The sequence below is a fragment of the Bacillus sp. BC08 genome (genome assembly GCF_054326875.1).
Window position 1 is genome coordinate 108,305 of the sequence record NZ_JBTGPA010000037.1, and the last position, 22,098, is coordinate 130,402.

The 22,098-nt window shown below is 36.9% G+C and carries 10 protein-coding genes, 2 other RNA genes and 1 riboswitch; of the genes, 10 read left to right on the forward strand and 2 right to left on the reverse strand.

The window, feature by feature from the left end:
• Window position 1 precedes the first annotated feature (1 nt).
• The 4 genes from ACXVYO_RS24225 to ssrS (ACXVYO_RS24240) all read left to right on the forward strand — a co-directional run bounded on the left by ACXVYO_RS24225 (window position 2) and on the right by ssrS (ACXVYO_RS24240) (window position 1,614).
• Window positions 2-274, forward strand: coding sequence for a YpbS family protein (locus ACXVYO_RS24225; RefSeq protein WP_458468694.1), 273 nt, complete (start codon window positions 2-4; stop codon window positions 272-274).
• A gap of 2 nt (window positions 275-276) precedes the next feature.
• A complete protein-coding gene (locus ACXVYO_RS24230; protein WP_458468695.1) occupies window positions 277-1,110 on the forward strand; it encodes a sulfurtransferase in 834 nt (277 codons plus the stop codon).
• A 116-nt stretch (window positions 1,111-1,226) separates the two neighbouring features.
• Window positions 1,227-1,409, forward strand: a non-coding RNA gene (ssrS, locus tag ACXVYO_RS24235) — 6S RNA.
• 21 nt (window positions 1,410-1,430) lie between these two features.
• Window positions 1,431-1,614, forward strand: a non-coding RNA gene (ssrS, locus tag ACXVYO_RS24240) — 6S RNA.
• Window positions 1,615-1,716: 102 nt separating this feature from the next.
• On the opposite strand, the gene ACXVYO_RS24245 is transcribed toward ssrS (ACXVYO_RS24240), so the two are convergent.
• Entirely contained in the window at window positions 1,717-2,166 is a 450-nt protein-coding gene (locus ACXVYO_RS24245) for a hypothetical protein (protein WP_001235514.1), read from the reverse strand.
• An 83-nt stretch (window positions 2,167-2,249) separates the two neighbouring features.
• On the opposite strand from ACXVYO_RS24245, the gene ACXVYO_RS24250 reads away from it, so the two are divergent.
• The 6 genes from ACXVYO_RS24250 to ACXVYO_RS24275 all read left to right on the forward strand — a co-directional run bounded on the left by ACXVYO_RS24250 (window position 2,250) and on the right by ACXVYO_RS24275 (window position 6,870).
• Window positions 2,250-2,561 carry a hypothetical protein gene (locus ACXVYO_RS24250; RefSeq protein WP_000169021.1) on the forward strand — a complete coding sequence of 104 codons (312 nt, stop codon included), beginning with the start codon at window positions 2,250-2,252 and terminating at the stop codon, window positions 2,559-2,561.
• Window positions 2,562-2,564: 3 nt separating this feature from the next.
• A complete protein-coding gene (locus ACXVYO_RS24255) occupies window positions 2,565-3,803 on the forward strand; it encodes a glutathionylspermidine synthase family protein (protein WP_458468696.1) in 1,239 nt (412 codons plus the stop codon).
• Window positions 3,796-4,182: a DUF350 domain-containing protein gene (locus ACXVYO_RS24260; RefSeq protein ID WP_000606861.1), complete on the forward strand. Its 387-nt coding sequence runs from the start codon at window positions 3,796-3,798 to the stop codon at window positions 4,180-4,182. Before ACXVYO_RS24255 ends, ACXVYO_RS24260 begins: the two co-directional genes overlap by 8 nt.
• Before the next feature lie 126 nt (window positions 4,183-4,308).
• Window positions 4,309-4,474: riboswitch (M-box (ykoK) riboswitch) on the forward strand.
• Window positions 4,475-4,817: 343 nt separating this feature from the next.
• Window positions 4,818-5,543: a P-type ATPase gene (locus tag ACXVYO_RS24265; protein ID WP_458468697.1), complete on the forward strand. Its 726-nt coding sequence runs from the start codon at window positions 4,818-4,820 to the stop codon at window positions 5,541-5,543.
• A gap of 130 nt (window positions 5,544-5,673) precedes the next feature.
• The gene (locus ACXVYO_RS24270; RefSeq protein ID WP_458468698.1) at window positions 5,674-6,540 is read left to right on the forward strand and encodes a 5'-3' exonuclease; all 867 of its coding nucleotides are present in this window, start codon (window positions 5,674-5,676) and stop codon (window positions 6,538-6,540) included.
• A 189-nt stretch (window positions 6,541-6,729) separates the two neighbouring features.
• Window positions 6,730-6,870, forward strand: a complete 141-nt coding sequence (locus tag ACXVYO_RS24275) for an FbpB family small basic protein (protein WP_001228045.1) — start codon at window positions 6,730-6,732, stop codon at window positions 6,868-6,870.
• 73 nt (window positions 6,871-6,943) lie between these two features.
• Here the strand turns inward: ACXVYO_RS24275 and ACXVYO_RS24280 are convergent, their stop codons facing one another.
• Entirely contained in the window at window positions 6,944-21,976 is a 15,033-nt protein-coding gene (locus ACXVYO_RS24280; protein WP_458468699.1) for a DUF7507 domain-containing protein, read from the reverse strand.
• Window positions 21,977-22,098: the final 122 nt, after the last annotated feature.

The window sequence follows — 22,098 nt, forward strand, 5'->3', positions numbered from 1 at the left end:
GATGGAAGTACATAAAGCAATTACAGCACATTCTCGTAAACAAAATGAAAGCGTAAAAGCATGTTTGCAATTAGATGCGCAGCGTGAAGCAGCTATTGAAGCAGCCGTATCTCTTGCGTCAAATGGGAAAGAATTTTCGGTTGATGTCATTAATGTTGTAACAAAGCAAATTAATGCTCTTGCAAAAAATGGTGTTACCTTGCAGCGTAAATATGTTACAGAAGAAATGGTTATGGAGTATGTAAGTCGTTTGCAACAGAAAGAAGGTCGTTAAAGATGATAGTTACAGTCGAATGGTTACGTGAGCATATAGAAGATGAGAATGTCCGTATAATCGATTGTCGTTTTGATTTAGCGAATCCTAATTGGGGTAGAGAAAAGTATGAGGAAGAACATATTCTTCATGCATTATATTTTGATTTAAATTCAGATTTATCAAGTCCTGTAACAGAACATGGTGGTCGCCATCCATTGCCGAATATTGAGGAGTTTGCAGACAAGCTTTCACAAGCTGGTATTGATGAACATACGACAGTAATTGCATATGACAGTCAAGCAGGTGCAAATGCTTCTCGTCTCTGGTGGTTATTAAACTATGTAGGACACGAGAAAGTATATATCTTAGATGGCGGATTTCCAGCTTGGAAAAAGAATGGACTACCGATAACAACGGAAATTCCTGTTGCTAAACGAAAAGCATTCAAAGCAAATGTACAAGATCATATGCTTGTAACGATGGAAACGGTGAGAGAGAATATTCATGCAGGTGCAAATGTTACGTTAATTGATTCTAGAGAACCAAAACGTTATGCTGGTGTAGAGGAACTAGTTGATCCAAAAGCAGGGCATATTCCGACAGCAGTAAACTATTTTTGGAAGGATGGAATTGTCCAATCAGGACAATTTAAGAATGAAGCTGGACAACAAGAACGATTCCAAAATCTTTCGAAAGATAAGGAAACAATTGTATATTGTGGTTCTGGTGTTACAGCATGTCCAAATATTCTTGCATTGAAATTAGCTGGATTCCAAAATGTTAAATTGTATGCAGGTAGCTGGAGTGATTGGATTTCTTATCCAGAAAATCAAATTGTAAAAGAAGAAGATTAATCACTTGCATGCAAAAATAATTTGTATTAAAATAAGGTCACAAGCAAGAAATTGCTCGAAAAACTTTGTATTTTACACATTGGAAACAATGTGATAATATAACGACAAGTAAATAATACATCCTGCGGTGTACGTAACTTATTTATGTCTAAAACCGATGTTAGTTATACGGAAGCTCAATATTTAGCGACCATCATCAAGCCTTCCTAGTGGAGGAAGATGTACGGTAACTGTGAGGGCATCCACCTGCGAGTAGCGGGTTTTTGGACATTTACGAGGAGCGGCACGTGCGGGGGTCTTATTTCAACTAACATTATATAAAATTCCTATGGTGTACGTAGCTTATGTATGTCTTAAACCAATAAGTTTAATATGGAAGTTCAATATTTAAATGTAGCTAACATGCCATCTTTTTAAGAAGGAAGTTACAAACATTTGTGAGAGCATCCACCTGTGAGAGCAGGTTTATGGACATCTAGAGAGAACGGCATATGTGGGGCTAAATAAAAACCTTACGTTTTATACGTAAGGTTTTTTTGTTGCATAAATGTATCCATGTTATCCCGCTTTAATGGGCAGTAAACCCCCACTGATTAAAGTTTCACTTTATCTCGATTCACCTGTGAAGTTTCCATAATAAATATAGCATTTTCTATCTTCATCAATTTCTCTTGAATCTAAAGTGAACTCCATATGCATGCCGTCGCGCTGAATATATATAATATCTGAATGAAGAGATGGTAAAATTTCTTCATAGTTCCATACATCTTTACTTTCAATCAAGTTTGAACTCGTATCCTTTAGCTCTCTAATTTCAAAACCGATGTGGAAGTAAGTAGGATCTGAAGGGTCGTTAGAAAAAGTCTCTTGTTGAATATATATAACTGCTGTGCCGTCTGGATCTACTGAAGTTGCAGTAACAACATATGTATTTTTATCTTTTATAAAATATTCACAAGTCATGCGGGCGATAATTTCAGAATTAGAAATATTTGCGTAGTTCCATAAAGCAGGATACCCTTTCGTTTCATCATTAAGTCGATATTCTAAGCGCATTTTATCCCTCTTCTTCCTTTTTCTTCTACTTTATCATGTCATCCTATATAATAGGAATAGAATTTAAAAAGGGGAGTGCGAAGGTGACAAAAACGAAATGGCTAGTAGGTGGTGTCGTAACGTCTTTAATGACTGGCACCTTATTTGGTTGCGCACAAGATCTTCCCCCAAAACCGAATGATAAGAGTTGTTCAGATTGGGATTGGGATGATGAACTTGGGGTATGGCAGTGTGATGATAGTAGTTCAGGTTATCGTGGACATTATTTCTATGGTGGGCGATACTATCAAAATAAATCCACTTTTAAAAATTCATCGGCGTTTAAATCGTATCAATCGTCTGCCGAATTTAAAGGGGGAATTGGAAGCGGTTCAAAGGGAGGATTTGGGGGCTAACATATGTCGCAATACATAAGGGATCGAAAAGAGTTTTATTCGAAATATCCGGATTTTTGGTCGGATTTATATGAATGTGAGTATAGTTTGTTTCATGTTTTCTCTATAACAAATGAGATTATGAAACAATTGCAATTAGCAACTGAACGAATGGGGAAAATATTTTTTAAGACTGCTAGACTTTTGCGTAATTTAAGTGACGAACAGCTTCTTGAGCTTGGATTTCCTACTGCGAGCTTATCCTTCATTAGAATGAAAGGATTATATCCTGAATCTGTTATTTCGCGTTTTGATTTCGTTTTATCAGGTGATAACCGAATTAAAATGCTTGAGTTTAATAGTGATACACCAACTTTTATTATGGAATGCTTTCAAATGAATGGAAAAGTTTGTGAAAAACTAGGCTATGATGATCCGAACTTGGGGCAAGAACAGTTACTATCTTCTGGTGTTACAAAAGCTGTTATGGAAGCAATAAAGGGAATAGATAACCCAAATGTTGTTTTTACAGCACATCATGAACATATTGAGGATTGGAATACGACTATGTATTTGAGCCAGTTATGCCATGTTGAAAATAAAGCAGTGCCAATGTCAGAACTTAGAATTACAAAAGATGCTTTAGTGGATAGTGATGGAGTACCGATTGATGTTTTATATCGTCAAACATATCCGATAGAAGATTTAATTGAGGACCAAGATCCTGAAACAGGAGATTTGGTAGGTGTGGAACTGTTGCAACTTGTAAAAGAAGGGAAGCTTTTTATTGTTAATCCTATATCGGCATTTTTACTTCAGCCAAAATCAATTCAGTGTCTAATTTGGGGGCTAGCAGAAGAAGATGTTTTTTATACAAATGAGGAACAACAGTGGATTAAAGAATATATGTTACCTACATATTTAGAACCAGATTTATTTTTAGGAGAAAGTTCTTTCGTTCAAAAACCTTCATTTGGTAGAGAAGGGGACACAATTACCGTTCGCGATAAGGACGAAAATATTATGATTCAAAATGTATACCAAACGTATAAAGCGTCACTGCCGATATTTCAAAAGTATACAGAACTTCCAGTCGTATCCTTGGAAACAGAGAAAGGGATAGAAAAACTGTCGTATGTGTTTGGTTCGTTTTTAATTGCTGGAAAAGCGAGCAGTATCGGTATTCGCGCCGGGGAAAAAATTACGGGGAATGAATCGTACTATTTACCGGTAGGGATAAAAAGGGGGAAAGTATATGATTAATTTTTTATTATATTTAGCAGTAACACTGGGTCTTTTATGCATTGGTCTTTTCCTAATGGAAGTGACAACGAAAGTAAAAGAATTTAAGTTAATGGCTCAAGGAAATAAGGCGGTAAGCTATGTGCTTGGAGGACGATTACTTGGGTTAGCTATTGTTTTATATTCGACAGCAGCTAATTCCATTTCACTTCTTGATATGGTTTCGTGGGGAGCTGTTGGTATTTTGGCTCAAATTATTGTTTATTATTTAGCTGAGTGGCTTACACCACGCTTTAATATAAACAAAAGTCTTGAAGAAGATAATCAAGCAGTCGGTCTGTTTCTTATGTTTTTATCGCTTTCCATTGGGATTGTAATTGCAGGTTGTATAACTTATTAAAAAACTTTACGCTCAACGTAAAGTTTTTTATTTTTATATACGTTAGTTTGCCGTACCTTTCGAAAAAATTGTAGGCTACTGTTGACATCTATTTTAAATAAGAGTAACATTTTCTATGTAATAAAAATAAGTCTCTGTTAGGTGAGGCTCCTGTATAGAGAAATGCTACTGCCCAAAAATGTCGAGAGACGCCAATGGGTCAACAGGAATGATCGAATTAAGGTTTTTCTTAACGTAGCTGGTAATGTACCTATGCTATACAGTGCTAAAACTCGGCGAGGGAGAGGTCCGTAGATTTCTAATTCTATTAGGAATCGTTTATTTGTGTATGTCATGACCTTTACTCTTTTCAGAGTAAGGGTCTTTTTGTTACCAAGCTATGAGTAATTTCATAGTATAAACTATAAAATTAAATGAGGAGGTGAGGAGCATGTCAAATTCTGACTCGGTTCCGTTACCCATATACTTCAATTCAAAAATATATGATGTAGGCAGGAAACGACTTGTTCCTCCCTCTATATTTATCATAATGTAGCGTTTATATGCATGTTTAAGCGCTAGACACTGTTACGGTAAAGTGGATAAATTGAGAAACAAAGCGTTTCTTCCTATGTTGTACAGGAGGAGACGATAATATGTTATATGCAAACAAAACTGTGGGTAACACGTCATATAAATTAAGTAAAAAATCAATGAAAGAACAAACAATGCTTCAAAAAAATAAAGATTTATTAATTGAGATCGCAACGAGAGATGTAAAATCTGTATTTGCGTATTTTAAAACAACAAGAGACGGATTATCTATGAAAGAGGCGCAAAAACGCATTCAAGTATACGGCCGAAATGAATTAACTTCAAAAAGAGCGCGTATTGCGGAAGTAATGATGAAGCTAAGTGGAATGATTCCAGGTTTTTCAAAACAACATGTGCGTGATGGATCACAATGTGAGAAAATTATTGTGTCTCGAGTAGAATGTTCTAGTGTAACAGGGTTAACCGGTGAATTAAAAATGATGAATTTGCCAGTACAAGAGCTTGTTCCTGGTGATATGATTTTTCTTTCAGAAGGTGATATAGTACCAGCAGATGTACGTATCATTTATGCGAATGATTTATTAGTAAATGAATCTGTGCTAACAGGAAAAGATACAAATATTGAGAAATTTGAAAGCTGCTATCACCTTGAGCGCAAAAGATTTATTCCTTTAAAACGAATGAAAGACTATAATCCACTTGAACTTGAAAACGTATGTTTCAAAGGGACGTATATTGTTGGCGGAAACGCAAAGGCTGTAGTTGTTTCGACTGGGAAAAATACGTATTCAGGAATTCTTCATACTTGTTGTAGTAGAATGTCTTAATGTGTAATTGATGCTAAATATACAAAAACAATGTATAATAGACAAAGTTGAAAAACGTAGAATGGTAATCTATTTATATAACCTTACGTGATAACGTGGGGTTATTATTTTTTGTAGTAGGAGAGGGATTATGAAAAAAGTATTATTAGTTGATGGTATGGCACTATTATTTCGTGCTTTTTACGCAACAAGTGTCTACGGACAATTTATGAAACGACAAGATGGTACCCCTACAAACGGGATTCATGGTTATATGAAACATTTATTAACAGCTATGCAAGCAATTGAACCGACACATATCGTAACATGCTGGGATATGGGTAGTACGACATTTAGAACAGAATCGTTCTCAAATTATAAAGCGAATCGTGCAGCGCCGCCTGAAGAATTAATTCCGCAATTTGATTTAGTACAAGAAATGACTGCGAAATTGTCTATTCCAGTTATCGGTATGAAAGGGTATGAAGCGGATGATTGTATCGGTACGCTTGCAAAACAATACTGCAATGAAGCAGAAGTATATATTTTAACAGGCGATACGGATTTACTTCAGCTTGTTAATAAGAACGTTACAGTTATGCTCTTGCGCAAAGGAATTGGAAATTACGAATATTACACACCAGAGAAGATCATGGAAGAAAAAGGTGTGGAGCCTTGGCAAATCGTGCATGCGAAAGCATTCATGGGAGATACGAGCGATAATTACCCAGGTGTAAAAGGTATCGGGGAAAAAACAGCGTATAAACTGATTCAAGAGCACGGAACAGTAGCAACTGTACTAGAAAATGTAGCATCATTAACGAAAGCGCAGCGTACAAAGATTGAAATTGATTTAGAGAACTTAAATATTTCATTACAATTAGCACAAATTCACTGTGAAGTTCCAATTTCATGTTCACTAGAAGAAGGATTACACACAATGGATGAAGAAAAACTTAGATTCGTTTGTGAAGAAATGAATTGGGGAAGACCTGAAATATTAATCAATATGCTATAAATACTAGGAAGACCGATTACAAGTAAAATGAATCGGTCTTTCTTTTTTTGTATGTTCACAAAGTTGTCAGAAAATAAACGGAATTTTCATATGAAGTTCAAATAGAATTCACAACAATCCATTATTATAAGAACAACCAGATAACTCTTTATCTTTTATATAAACCATCCCCCAAGGAGGAAAATGAAAATGAGAAAAAAAGTGAGAAAATCTTTTAAACAATTATTAATTGAAAATAAACAATCACTATTAAATAATAAAGAAAATATGAAAGAAATTGAAGAAAGAATTGAGAAACGACATGTAGCATACAGAGTTGCTAGTAATTGAGTATGATAATTTTGCATATGAAAAAAGCTTGTAGTTTGGATAGTATCTAAACTACAAGCTTTTTCTTTTTTTATTATTTCCACCAAATCCAAGCCCAAAAGTAATTTCGTATATTTCGAGGAGTGATGCGTATAAAGCGTTCCCCGTCAAAGAAGCAATTTAAATTTGGAAGTGTTTCATTTGGATTTTCTGAAATAAAGGTGACGATATTTTCGTTGCTTGTAACGGTTACTGTAATTGGTGGGTCGGTAGGTGAAACTTGAAGTTGTAATGAAATATTCGCCGTGTTTTTAAATTCATTAGTAATAGGCGGGCTTATCACTTGTACTGTGAATAACACGATAATTGTTTCGTTTGGTTCTAAATTAGTAGCGACTAGGAAGCCGATATTCGGATTCGCTAGTGGAGAGCGTTCGCCGTTAATAAAGACAGTGCCGTTCATAAATTGTAAACCTGCTGGAATGGTATCTTGTAATGAAACATTTGAAAGTGAAATATCAGAAGTATTCGTAATACGCACCGTATAATCAAAATATTGGTTTAAATAAGCTAAGCTGACGGAAGCGTTTTTTACTACTGTCGCAGTTATAAATTGAACTGGTATACGAACGATATTTGAATTAACAATAAAAGTAATAATTGGATCTTGTGGTGTCAACTGGAATGCGGCTGTAACTGTTGCGGAATTAATAATTGTACTGTTTGAAGGAATAGAAGTGACGAGAACTTTAAATGTTATCGTTGCTACTCCATCTGCAGGTAGGGCGCCGATATTAATACCAGTGTCTGGACGAACATTTGGTACCGGAGTATCGTTAATTGTTACGCTATTTTCTATAAATGTTGTACCAGTTGGAATGGTATCTAAAATAGAAGTACTTATCGTAGGAATAGGGGAATGGTTCAATACCTCTAATGTGAATGTAATAACATCTCCTATAACGGCGATAGATGTGTCGGCTGTTTTGTTAATTCGAACCATTGGGTCTATTATAGTTGTTGTAACGGTATTTGTTTGCTTTGTGATTGTAATAGGCGGTTCATTCGGATTAATGGTAACAGTATAGGAAACAGAAGCATCGTTATTGATAGTAGATTGGAGAGTTGAAGGAGATATTGTTACTTGGAAAGTAATGATAGCAGATTCATTAGGAGTAAGGTTTCCTAACGTAATACCATTTTCAGGATTTGCATTAGGTTGATTGATTCCGTTAATCGTAACGCTACCCGTAACGAAGGTTGTATCTACTGGTACGGTGTCTATGGCAAAAAGATCTTCAATCGTTATATTACCGTTATTCGTAATTGTAATTGCATACGTTAAAGTTTGACCAGGTAAGGCATTCGCTACATTAGCGGACTTAATAGCAAAGACATTATCATTTTGCACAGTTGTTGTGACGGTATTTGTTGTAGTTGTATTCGTAGCAGGTACGTTATTTGGGTTGACTATATAGTTAAAGGTAGTAATTGCGTTGTTGTTGAGTTCATTTGGTATTGGAATAGAAGTTACAGAAACTTGGAATGAAGCATTAGCATCTCCGCCAACAGTTATAGGACCAATTGGTATACCGCTTACTGGATTAACTCCCGGAAGATTTTCTCCGTTTACAATGACGCTATTTTCTATAAACGTAGTACCTTGAGGAATCATATCTTGAATGATTACATCATTTGCTGCAACATTACCAGTTTGATTGAGTGTAATCGTATACGTTAACGTATCACCGATTGTTGCAAATGCAAGGTCAACAACTTTATTACTATTCAAATTTGCGTGATTAATTGTTGTTACGGCAGCTGATGAAATAATAGTTTCAGTAATAGGTGGTCGATTCGGTAACGTGTATTGGTATTCAATTGTACTTGTGTTAGAGATTGGATTGGTTTGCGGAATTGAAGTAACTCGTACTTGGAATAGAATAGTTGCTGTTGTATTAGGCGGAATGTTATCAAGTTGTATCCCGTTAAGTGGATTGTCATTTGGACGAGCGTTTCCATTCACAATAACACTATTCTCTATAAAGCTCGTATTTGCTGGAATGATATCTGTAACGATAATGTTTTCAACTTGTATATTCCCATTATTTGTGATGGAAATTGTGTAAGGGATAATCGTTTGTAGGTCAGCATATTGGATAGGTGTTGTTTTTGTTGCAATTACATTAGCAGAAATAACTTCAGTGAAGGTAATATTACTAGTCGATACTTGTTCTTCGCCACTAATTGTATAACGAGAAGTGGATTGATTTTGAATAAGACCGCTAGCTGGAAGAGCTAACACAGTAACGGAAAACGTGACTGGGATAGAAGCGTTAGGAGCAATCGTTCCTACAAGTATACCAGTACTTGGATTCGCGTTAAGCTGAGGAATATGATTTACTAAAACGCTACCGTCTATAAAGGTTGTTCCAACAGGAATATTGTCTGTAAATACAACAGCAGTAGCATCTGCATTTCCTATATTCGTTAAAGTTGTAGTATAAGTTAAAATGTCACCAATCGTAACAGAATTCAAATCAACAGTTTTCAGTGAAACGATATCAGCGTCATTAATTTGGACGAAAGTAGTATTGGAAGTAGTCGATTTTTGAATAGGTGCAAAGTCAGGGTTGAAAATAAAATCGTAGACGATGTTTGCAGTATTAGGTGTTGGGTTTACAGCAGGTAAATTCGTAACGGACACTTGGAACGTTATTGTAGTCACTTGACCTGACGTAATATTAGGGATGGAAAAGCCGATATTTGGATCTGCTGCAGGAAGTGCAGTATTGTTAACTATTACACTTCCCGGAATAAATACTGTTCCATCCTCTATAGTATCTGTAAAAAAGATGGAGTTAGTTGTAGTGGATCCGTTATTTTGAATGAATACTGTATATTCAATGGTGTCATCAATATTAGCTAATACTTTATTAGTAGATTTTGTAGCGATAAGAATCACATCAATAAATTGTATATTTGTACTATTGGAAGATGTCGTTTCTGAAATTGGTGGCAAGCTTGGGTCTGGTTGATACTCATAGTGGATGACGGCGATATTATTAATGTTATTTTGAGAAGGTATAGAGACTACATTTACTTGGAATGTAACGATAATTGTATTGTTTGGAAGGATAATATCAAGGGTGATTCCGGTAATTGGATTTTCATTAGGTCTTGGTATGCCATCTACAAGAATGCTATTTGGAACGAATGTGGTGCCAGCAGCAATTGCGTCAATTAGGAGAGTATTTGTAATAGGTACTGTACCAGCGTTTGTAACTGCGACTGTATATGTGATGATTTGACCTATGCGTGTAATAGATCTGTTAGCGGATTTAATGGCACTCACATTTGCCGTCCGCACTTCAGTATTTACTGCATTTGATAATGATCTACGCTGAATAATCGGAGAACTAGGGTCAATTTGGTATTCATACGAAGTGTCTGAAATGTTAATGACTGTGTTGCCCTCTGGAATATTTGTAAGTTGTACTTGGAATGAAATAGTGACTGTTTCATTTGGTTGTATCGTGCCGAGGGTTACTCTATTTTCAGGGTTCACACCAGGCTGAATAACATTATTTATTGATAAGCTATCTTCAATGAATATAGTACCTTCTGGAATGTTGTCAATGAACAACGTATTGTTAGCTGGAACAGTTCCTATATTTTGTAGTGTATTTGTGTAGGTAACAATTTGCCCGATGGATACGAAAGTAACATCCGCCTGTTTAACAGAAATAATATTTGCATTTTGAAGTGATGTTGTAACAATATTAGAATTTGCAGAGCGATTCACTGGTGGAGCTGTAGGAATACTTACATATTGGTAATTTACAGATGATTGATTTACAATTTCGGTTTCAGTAGGTGGATTATTTGTTTGTACTTGAAATAGTATCGTTTTGGAACTATTTGGTGGAATCGTTCCAATTGGTATTCCGTTTTCAGGATTTGCATCAGGCTGAAGTACACCGTTAATTGTGACACTGTCTGGAACGAATGTAGTCCCAGCTGGAATAGCATCTGTAAAAGTAATATTTATTGCGTCAACATTTCCGGTATTTTTCACTTCAGAAATATAAAGTATAGTTCCGCCAATATCTACAGTGATTGGATTGGACGTTTTTGTAACTGTCAATTGTGCTTGCACGAAATTTGTAATGACAATATTACTTGTAGATGTTTCAGTAATAGGCGGTTGCCCTGGGTCTGGTTGAATTGTATATGTTGTATTAGATTGATTTGTAATCGATTGTTGCGAGAATGAATCGTTAATAAGAATTTGGAACGAAATAAGGTGAGTAGCGTTTGCTACTAGGTTAGGCAAAGTAACACCTGCATTTGGATTTGCACCCAGTATAGCTGTTCCGTTAAGTGTAAAACTATTTTCTACGAATGTAGTCCCTTCTGGAAGCGTATCTGAAAATATGAGATTAGTAGCTGGAATATTTCCGGTGTTTTCTAGCGTTATCGTATAGGTCAAAATGTCACCGGTTGTTGCTTGTTGTGCATTGACTGCTTTTAAAGAAAGAACATTCGCATCCGAAATTTGTGTGAAAGCTGGATTAGACGTAATCGTTCGAGAGATGATAGGAGCAGTTGGATCGGCGATAAAAGTATAGTCAATACGGGCTATATTAGAAATTGGATTCACGCTTGGAATGGATTGAACGATAACTTGGAATGTGACGGTGACGATTTCTGAAGGTGCAATGGCGTTTAAGGAGATTCCTACGTTTGGATCAGCACCCGGAGCTGAAACGCCATTTATGGTTACGCTATTCGGAATAAATACAGTTCCTTCTGGGACCGAATCTGTTAAAGTAACTGTATTTGCAGTTGTATTCCCGTTATTTTGAACGACTACAGTGTAAGTGATTGTACCGTCAGTAGACTGTACGAGGGAATCTGTATTTTTAATTACAGATAGCGATGCATCAACGACAGCTGTATTTACCGTATTTGATGAAGATGTTGCTGTAACTGGAGGTTGACTTGGGTCGACAATATACGTGTAACTTGTAAGTGCTTGATTTATAATTGCTCCTTGCGGTGGATTAGAACTTGCAAGAAATTGGAACGTAATAGTAGCAGAATCACCTGGTGCGATAATACCAACTGGAATACCGAGAGTTGGACTTGCATCTGGAAGTGAAATCCCGTTAAGCGTGACACTATTGGGAACAAATAATGCCCCTTCAGGAACTCCGTTAATGAGTAATACAGAATTTGCAGGGAAGTTTCCAGTATTCGTTAATGTTGCTGTGTACGTAATGATATCTCCAATAGATACGATTGTACGATTTGCTTCTAAAACAGTTGTAACAGTCGCGTTATTAATTTGTGTGGAAGCATTATTAGAATTTATTGTTCCTGTAACAGGAGGAGAGGCCGGATTAACTATAAATTCGTATTGAATAGATGCAACGTTTGTAATCGGATTCGAAGGTGGAGTAGATGTAACTATGACTTGGAAAATAACAGTTAAGGAACTACCCGCGTTAACGGTTCCGATATTCACTCCGTTATTTGGATTTGCACCTGGAATGGTACTTCCATTTACAGTGAAACTATTTTCAACAAAAGTCGTTCCTGCTGGAATCGAGTCTGAAAAATTTACATTCGTAGCGTTTGTATTGCCGCTATTTTGAAGTAAAACTGTATAAGTGATCGTGTCGCCGATGTTTGCAAAGGCAGTATTAGCAGTTTTTACGGCTGAAAGTATTGCTGAATTAATAGAAGTAACGAAGACGTTCGTTTCCACATTGCCAGGCTGAGCTTGTAATGCATTTCCTACGTTATATTGGAAGTTTACAAATCCTAAGTTTTGGAGCTCTGGTGTGAATGTTGTTGGATTGCTTACGATTTGAACTTGGAATATGATTGTTACAGTTTGAGTTGGAATGATCGTATTTATGCCAATACCGTCAATGATAGAAGCGGATGGTAACGGAGTGCCATCAACAATAACTGATCCTGCAACAAATTGTGTCCACGATGGTATCGGGTCTGAGAAAATAACGTTATTGGCAGGAATATTTCCAGTATTCGTAATCGTAGTTGTATACGTAATCGTATCACCAATCGTTGCAAAAGCTTTATCTCCGATTTTAGTAGTAGTTAAAATAGCACTTTCAATTGTTGTTGTAACACTATTTGAAGTAATGTTTTTTGAAACAGGAGGATTAGCTGGATTAACGATATGCTGGAAGCTAACGCTAGCTTGATTAGAAATTGGATTTATAGGCGGAATTTCATCGGCACTAATATGAAATGCTACGATGACAGACTGGTTTGGCGCGATATCATCAATTGGAACGCCTGTAATTAGGTCTGCATTTGGGATGGTAGTTCCGTTAAGTGTAAAACTATTCGGTTCAAAGGAGGTTCCGTCTGGAATAAGGTCGGTAAAAATAACATTCGTTGCACTAACATTTCCGCTATTTGTAATTGTAACGGAGTAGACGATATCCTGCCCGATATCTACTGTTTCCGCATTTGAATTTTTTTGTGCAGTAAGGATAGCGCTATTAATTTGTGTTGTCGTTGTATTAGATTGATTAGAAGTTGAAATGAACGGCTGATCTGGATCAACAATATAACGGTAAGTGGTAAGAGCCGAATTAGAAATAGGATTGTTGATTGGGAGGGTTAAAACGATCGCTTGGAATGTGACGATTGATGTGTTTCCACCAGTAATTGAACCGATATTTACACCAGTAGATAAATCAGCATTTGGAATGGTTTGCCCATTAACTGTGAAACTGTTTGGAACGAAACTTAAATTGCTATCAAGTATATCGATAACGGTAACATCAGTTGCAATCACATTCCCGGTATTAGGAAGGTTGAGTGTAAATGTTATTGTATTACCAACATCTGCAAAAGTAAGATTTGCTGTTTTTGTACTAATAATAGTTGCGTTGTTTATTTGAAGAAGCGTAGTGTTAGAATTAGCTGTACTTGAAACGGGAGGGGTAACAGGATCAACAGTAAACTCATACGTCGTTGATGCTGTATTTGGTGCCGGATTAATAGGTGGGATACTGTTAACCGTAACTTGAAATACAATACTATATATTTCATTTGGTGGAAGTGTTGCAAGTAATACACCTGTATTTGGATCCGCATTAGGTTGTAAAATGCCATCGACAGTTAATGTGTTAGGAACAAATGTGAATCCACTTGGTAATACATCTGTAAACACAATATTAGTCGCATCCGTATTTCCTATATTTGAAATAGAAGTAGTATAAAAAGCAGTTTGCCCGATATCTGCAAAGGGGACACTTTCATTTTTCGTCATGGATAATATAGCTTCTTTTATTTGCGTTGAAACAGGATTACTAATTGAAGTTTCTGCATCAGGCGGTGAGACTAATTGATACGATGTTGATGAGAAATTTACAATTGGGTTTTCGGTTGGTAATGACGCCACGTTTACTTGGAATGAAACATTTACTGTAGAGCCAGCTGTTATAGGCCCAATATTTACACCATTCGATGGGTCCGCACCACTTTGAGGAACCCCGTTAATAGAAAATGAGTTTGCAATAAATGTAGTTCCGTTCGGCAATGTATCTGAGAAAATAACATTTTGTGCGGATGAGTTTCCATTGTTTGTTAAAGTAACAGTATAGGTGAGTGTGTCTCCAATACGACTAAAGGATTTATCGACTTGTTTTAATGAAAGAATGGTAGCTGTGTTAATTGTAGTGAACACTGTGTTTGAAGTAACATTTCTTGAAACAATAGGGGCATTAGGATCAGCGATAAATGTGTAAGAAGCACTAGCGGAATTGGCAATAGGATTTTGAACTGGAGTAGAAGTAGCTGTAACTTGAAATGCTATTGCTATTGAGCTGTTAGGAGCAATCGAACCAATTGTAATGCCTGTATTAGGATTAAGACCAAGTTGTGTGATGCCATTTATTGTGACACTATCCGAAACGAACGTTGTACCGTCTGGAATAGGGTCAGTGAACGTAATATTCGTAGCATTTGTATTCCCACTATTCGTTAAAAGTGTCGTATAGGTAATGGTATCACCTAGCGTTACAAGTGTTTGATCGACTGATTTAATCATCGTAATCATAGCATCTAATACAGGGTTTGTAACAATATTCGTTGAAGTAGAAGTAGTAGCAGGAGCTCCGTTTGGATCAACAGTGTAAGAGTATAAAATCGTATCGTTACCCATAATCGAGCTTGAAGGGGGAACAGAAATAACATTTACTTGGAAAGTAACAGTTACTGTATCACCTGGAGCGATATTTGGTATAGTTACTCCAAGTGCTGGCTGTGTACCAAGCTGTTGGATGCCATTTACTGTGACTGAATCCGGTACGAAAGTAGTGCTAGGAGGAATGGCACTTGTAAAAGTTATATTTGTAGCAGGTGTATTTCCTGTATTCGTAATCGTAGTTGTATACGTAAGTGTATCACCGACGGAAATAATAGATTTATCAACAGTTTTTGTCGTATTTAATATTGCACTATTAATTGTTGTTGAAACTGCATTAGATATATTCGTTTGTGTTACGGCAGGTTGGCTAGGATCGACCACATGTGCAAATTGCACAGAACTAAAATTCGAAATTGGATTTATACTTGGAATGTTTGTAACAAGTACATTGAGAGTAATAACGGTCGTTCCACTTGGGTTTATATTTCCAATCTGTATTCCGTTCCCAGGATTTCCAATTTGCTGTGTACCAGAATCATTTGTTAAAGTTCCGGAAATAAATGTTGTTCCTTCAGGTAAAATATCAGTAAATATCACATTTTGTGATGCTACATTTCCAGGATTACTTAATGAAATTGTATAAGAAAGTGTATCCCCAATTGTTGCGAAATTTTTATCTACAGATTTAACGAGTGCAACTTCTCCAGAATTTATTTGTGTCGAAACAGGATTAGATGTTGTACTTCGTGAAACAAGTGGTAAATTAGGTCCTGTCATAAATTGATAATCAATTGAAGCGCCGTTTACAACCGGTGAGTTTGGACCTCCAGGTCCAATTGTGAAAATTGGATTTGGAATACTAACTACTTGCACGCGGAAGGTGACGTTTGTAAAATCTCCTGCAATAATATCCCCAATTGGTATTCCATTTGCTGGATTTACCCCAGGTAATAAAACTCCACCTACTCGAACGCTATCTTCTATGAATATTGTGTTATTTGGAATTGGATCTGTAAAAATGATATTCGTAGCAGTTGTGTTTCCTATATTCTCTAATAAAACTGTATACGTTAAAAATGAATTTCCAGGAGCGATGTCAGAAAATAGACGATCCACGCTTTTCGTTGCTTGGATGATTGCTTCGTTAATTTGCACTAAAGTTGGATTACTTGTAGCTGTTTCTGTCACTGGCGGCTGGGTAGGATCAACAATGATAGAATATGTCGTGCTAGATTGATTCAACGTTGGATTTGTAGCTGGTATTGAACCAACGATCGCTTGAAAACTAATTGTTGTCGTTCCTCCAACTGGAATTGCGTCTAAAGAAATTCCGCTATCTGGTCTAAAGCCGAGTTGTGGGATAGTGTTAATTTGTACGCTATCAGGCACGAATGAAAGTTCAGGTGGTAATATATCGATAAAAACAGGTGTGTTAGCGGTAGTATTTCCGTTATTAGTGAGTGTAGTTGTATACGTAATTGTATCTCCAACAGCGGCAAATGCACTGCTTGCAGTTTTTGTTGCGATAACGGAGGCAGTATTTACTTGTGTAAAAGTTTTATTGGATTGAACTGTTCGTGAAACAGGCGGCTCATTTATATCAACAATAAAGCTATATTGAAGAGATGATTTGTTCGGAATTGGATTAGGGTTTGGAAGAGTTGTAATATTTACTTGAAAACTGATTGTAATCGATGCATTTGAATTCAAGTTACCAATATTAATACCGTTTTGTGGATTTGCATTCGGGACGGTTACACCGTTTATTTTAAAACTATTTGGGACAAAGGCAGTACCGTTTGGAATTGTATCTGTAAAAACAATGTTGTTCGCAGTAGTATTTCCTGTGTTTGTAACAGATGAAGTGAATGTAATCGTATCACCAATCGTAGCGAAAGTTGTACTCGCATTTTTATTTAAAACTAAAGTAGCGTCAATAATTGGGGTAGCAGTCGTGTTTGTTACAGTGCTTCCAACAGCAGGTGTTTGGTTTGGATTCACTGTATATTCATAATTTACAAGGGCGTTATTCGTTAAAGTACCGCTAGGAGGAATTTCAAGAATTTTTACTTGGAATGTAAGAAAAGTAGTTCCTCCTGGTGAAATATCGTCTAAATGAATACCTAATGAAGGATCTAATCCAGGTTGAGAAACGTTATTTATCGTAACGGAATTCGGTATGAAGGATGCACCTGGTCCAAGTCCGTCTGTTAAAACGGTTGCACTAGCAGGGATATTACCCGTATTTGCCATTGCAATCGTATAGGTAACAATATCACCAATTGCAGCTGTCGGTGTATTCACTGACTTCGTAGCGATAATAGTAGCGTTATTAATTTGAGTTGTTATTACGTTACTTAGTGTATTGGCGGATGCTGGAGGTAAGTTCGGGTCTACGACATATTGGTACGTTGTGTTACTTTGATTTTGGATTGGATTCGGATTCGGGATGGAATTTACTTGCACTTGGAACGAGATGGTCGTATTTGCATTGGGGTTTATTGGATTAATTGCTATGCCATTAGCTGGATTTGCATTAGAGAGTGGAGTACCATTTACTGTTACACTATTTGGAATAAAAGACGTCCCGCTTGGAATAGCATCTGTAAATACTATATTTGATGCAAGTGTGTTTCCGTTATTCATTAAAGTAGTCGTATACGTAATAATATCATTTACGTTCGCAAACTGTTTATCCGCAGATTTTGTAGCGGTAATAGAGGCGTTATTAATAGTTGTCTGTACAGTGTTAGATGCCACCATCTGCATGACAGTTGGTTTGGATGGGTCGTACGTGTATTGGAAAGTAGTGCTTGATTGATTTGTAATCGGATTTAAAGCAGGAATAGTTGGTACAAAAACTTGGAATGCAACAGTACGTGATGAATTTGCTCCTATCGTACCGATAAGAATCCCGTTAGCAGGATTTGCATTTGCTATAGGAACACCGTTAATCGTTACAGTGTTAGGAAGGAAGATAGTACCAGCTGGAATGATATCTGTAAACGTTACATTGGAGGCAGGTATATTGCCATTATTACTTAAAACTGTTGCATAAGTTATGACATCACCAACATCAGCGAAATTTGTGCTCGTTAGTTTCGTAGCAACAATATTAGCGGTATTAATTTGTGTCGTTACTATATTGCTAGTAGCATTTCTAACAACAGCAGGTAAATTTGGATCTGCGATAAAGCTATATTGAAGTGCAGCGCTGTTTTGAACTGGATTTGGTGAAGGTAAACTATTTGCACTAATTTGGAAAACAATTGTTGTAATGCCGCCTGCTGGAATCGTACCAATTTGAAGACCGACACTTGGATCCGCACCTAGCTGTAAAGCGCCGCCTATAAAAGTACTATTTGGTACGAGAGCTGTGCCAGGAGGGAGTATATCGGTAACGACTACATTATTTGCTGGAGTATTTCCAGGGTTAGCTAGGGCAATTGTGTATGTGATCGGTTGCCCAACATCTGCAATAGTTAAATCTACCTGTTTGACAATAACTACATTTGCTAAGTTGATTTGTGTACTTACAGTGTTACTTAAAGATGTTTCTATAGTTGGTGGGTCGCCCGGATTTAAAATAAAGCTATACTGTGTACTAGATGAATTTATTGTTGGGTTTTGTGTGGGTAAAGAGGTGACAGTTACTTGATAAGAGACGGTAAGTGAGCCGTTAGCAGGAATGGAAGGTAACGGAACACCGACATTTGGATCGGCGTTATTTTGGAGTACACCATTAATAAGGAAAGTGTTTGGGATAAAGGTAGTACCATCTGGATTTGTATCTACGAAAGTTGGACTATCAGCAGTAACGCTTCCTGCATTCGTTAAAAGAATGGTATAAGTTAATATATCTCCTACGGTAGCAAACGCTCGATCCACTGCTTTGTCTGAAATGACATTTGCGTCATTCACTTGAGTAAATGTAGTGGTTGAAGTTGTGTTCTTACTTACAGGGGAAGCATTTGGATCCACGATAAAGTTATAGGAAATAGAAGCACTATTTGAAATAGGGTTTGGATTTGGGATGCTAGTTATTAATACTTGGAATGAAGCAGTAATTGTAGTATTAGCATTGATGCTACCAATATTGATGCTAGCTGGTGTAACACCTGGCTGAGCAACATTGTTAACTATAACACTGTCTGGCACAAAGGCAGTACCATTCGCAATTGAATCGGATAGTACTACATTGTTCGCCGCAACATTTCCATCGTTTGTAAGAGCAAAGGTATAAGTTAATACATCTCCAACTTCCGCAAATGTTTTATCTACAGATTTTAAAGCATGAAGATTTGCGAGTCTAATTGTTGATGTAACAGAATTAGAATTTGCTGTTTTTGAAGTTGGTGGTAAACTCGGATTTACAGTATATAGATAAGACACGAAAGCATTATTAATGATAGGATTTTGGGCGGTAATATTGATGACTGTTACTTGGAAAGAAAGGGTAAAAGTAGCTCCGCCAGGAATTGTGCCGATAGGTAAGGCAATGAGAGAATCTACATTTTGCAAAACTCCGTTTAGTGTTACAGTACCAGGAGTTAATATCGTTCCATTTGGAAGTGGATCTGTTAGTTGCACGTTCGTAGCAGCTGTATTTCCACTGTTTGTAATGAGGATTGTATAACTTATCGTTTCGCCAATTGTGGCAAATTGTTTATTTGTTGATTTTGTTAATGTTAAATTCGCATTGTTAATTTGAGTGGAAACGAGATTAGAAGAAATGTTTTTTGTAGTGGGTGATTGGCTAGGATTGACGGTATATTGATAAGAAGCGCTGGATCCATTAGATACGACATTTGACGCGGGTATTGTGTTTACTACTACTTGAAATGAAACATTTTTTGTTGTACCAGTTGGAATAGATCCTATATTCACACCAGTAGCGGGATTTGCTCCAACTTGTGTCGTGCCATCTATTGTTAAACTGTTGAGAACAAAAGTTGTTCCAGTAGGAATGACATCTGTAAAAATAACGTTATTCGCATTCGTATTACCTGTACCTGTAAAGGAAACAGTGTACGTTAGTGTGTCACCAATATCTGCAAAATTTTTGTCTACTGCTTTCGTCATTGTTACAGTAGCATTATTCACTTGAGTGGAGACAATATTCGTCGTATCAGTCCCGCTTACTGCCGGTTGATTTGGCACAGGAATGTATTGATAAGTTGTTGTACCACTATTTAAAATTGGATTTGTTTGCGGGATAGAAGGAACGAATACTTGAAATGAAACCGTAGTCGTAGAATTAGCAGCAATAGATCCAATTGATATACCGGTAGCGGGATTTGCGCCAGCTTGAGTAACCCCGTTAACAGTTACACTCCCTGGAATGAAAGTAGTTCCGCTAGGAATCGGATCCGTATATATAACGTTCGTTGCCGCGATATTTCCTACATTAGCTAAGGCAATACTGTAAGTTAACGTTTCTCCAATATCAGTAAATATTTTGTTAACTGATTTTGTGCCATTAATATCTGCGAGGTTAATTTGTGTTCCTGCAGAGTTGCTTGTTGCAAGACCATTAAAAGTCGTTCCACCGGCAATTGGTGTATATTGAAATGTAATATTAGCAGTGTTAGAGATAGGGTTTTGGTTTGGAAGAGAAACGACAGTAGCTTGAAAAGTTACTGTACGAGAAGAATTATTATTAATGGTTCCAAGAGATATACCAGCAGCCGGATTTGCATTTGTTTGTGGTACGTTATCTACCGTGACAGTGCCAGGTATAAAGGAAGTGCCGTTAGGGAGTATGTCTGTAAAAGTAACGTTATTAGCAGGCAGAAGACCGGTGTTAGGGATAGTAACGGTATAAGTGAGAATATCTCCAATTGCAGCGACGCTTTTATTCACGCTTTTCGTTGCTTGTATGTTAGGTGAATTTATGTTGATTTGTAAACCGACTGTATTCAACATATACGCGTCTCCGTTAGTTGTTAAACGGATTGCGGCGGATACTTGGGAATTTGTTAAATAAGGAGAAATATCAATAGAAGTAATGTCCCAGCCTTGCCTTCCTGCGGAGATATTTGTACTTGTAGAAGCGCTTTGATTTCGTGTTCCAAATGTCCCGGTTGTATCTAAATTTCCGGCGGCATTATTTACTTGAGAACCGAAGAAATTATTTACAGCATTATTTGGCCCGGATAAAGCATTTAATGAACTGAAATTTGGTCCAAATAATGCTTGATCCCCAGTTAAATCAGCATCCCCTTCAGTAGAACTTATAAATAATCTCCCGCTTACAGGTCCTCCGGCAGGTGTTAAAAACCCTGAAACAGATACATCTGCACTACCAGTTTCTACAGAAACACGGTTACCGGCTACGTAAATTGTTAAATTTCTTGCGGGTAAGGAACCGTTTTGATAAGCGACAATGAGTGTCCATCCAGAAGAATTGATAGCTCCGTTAGAAGCATCTAAAGGATCAACAAGTCCAGGGACAGAGCCGGTTGTATAAGAGCCAGATCCTCCAGATTGAACGAGGGATGTTACATCTGCGGAACGTGTATAGAATCCAAATGTGACAGATCCAGAAACGAATGTTTGATTAGAAGCTGTAACGGTTGAAGGGGTAATTGAGTATGTTGACACAGGTGTTGTAAAAGAAACAGGGTTCCCTAATACACTCGTAATGTTTTGATCACGAGATAAATAGTTTCCACCCCAAACGAGTTCTGCGTAAAGAATAGTACTACCAGCAGGGATATTTAAAATAGCGGTAGAACTATTTTGTGTATAGTTTAATGTTGTACCAGCAGGAAAAGTCGTTACTTGTAAAGCAGTATTCGTAGTTACGAATGCACCAATTGCCCCGATTGTACCAGCACGGTTTTGATTACTAATTTTACTTAACCCGAGTGTATTACCTGTAATTGCGAGTGCGCCGTTAGTGGTGGTAGAAAATCGATTCGTAATGGGCATGTTGTCACCTCATTTCCAATATAGTCTTGGTCAAAATAGGATATGTGTGTGACAAATAAAGGGAAACATGTACAAGTTGATTTGGTAATAATGATTTAAATGTCTAGATAAGGGGATGGAGT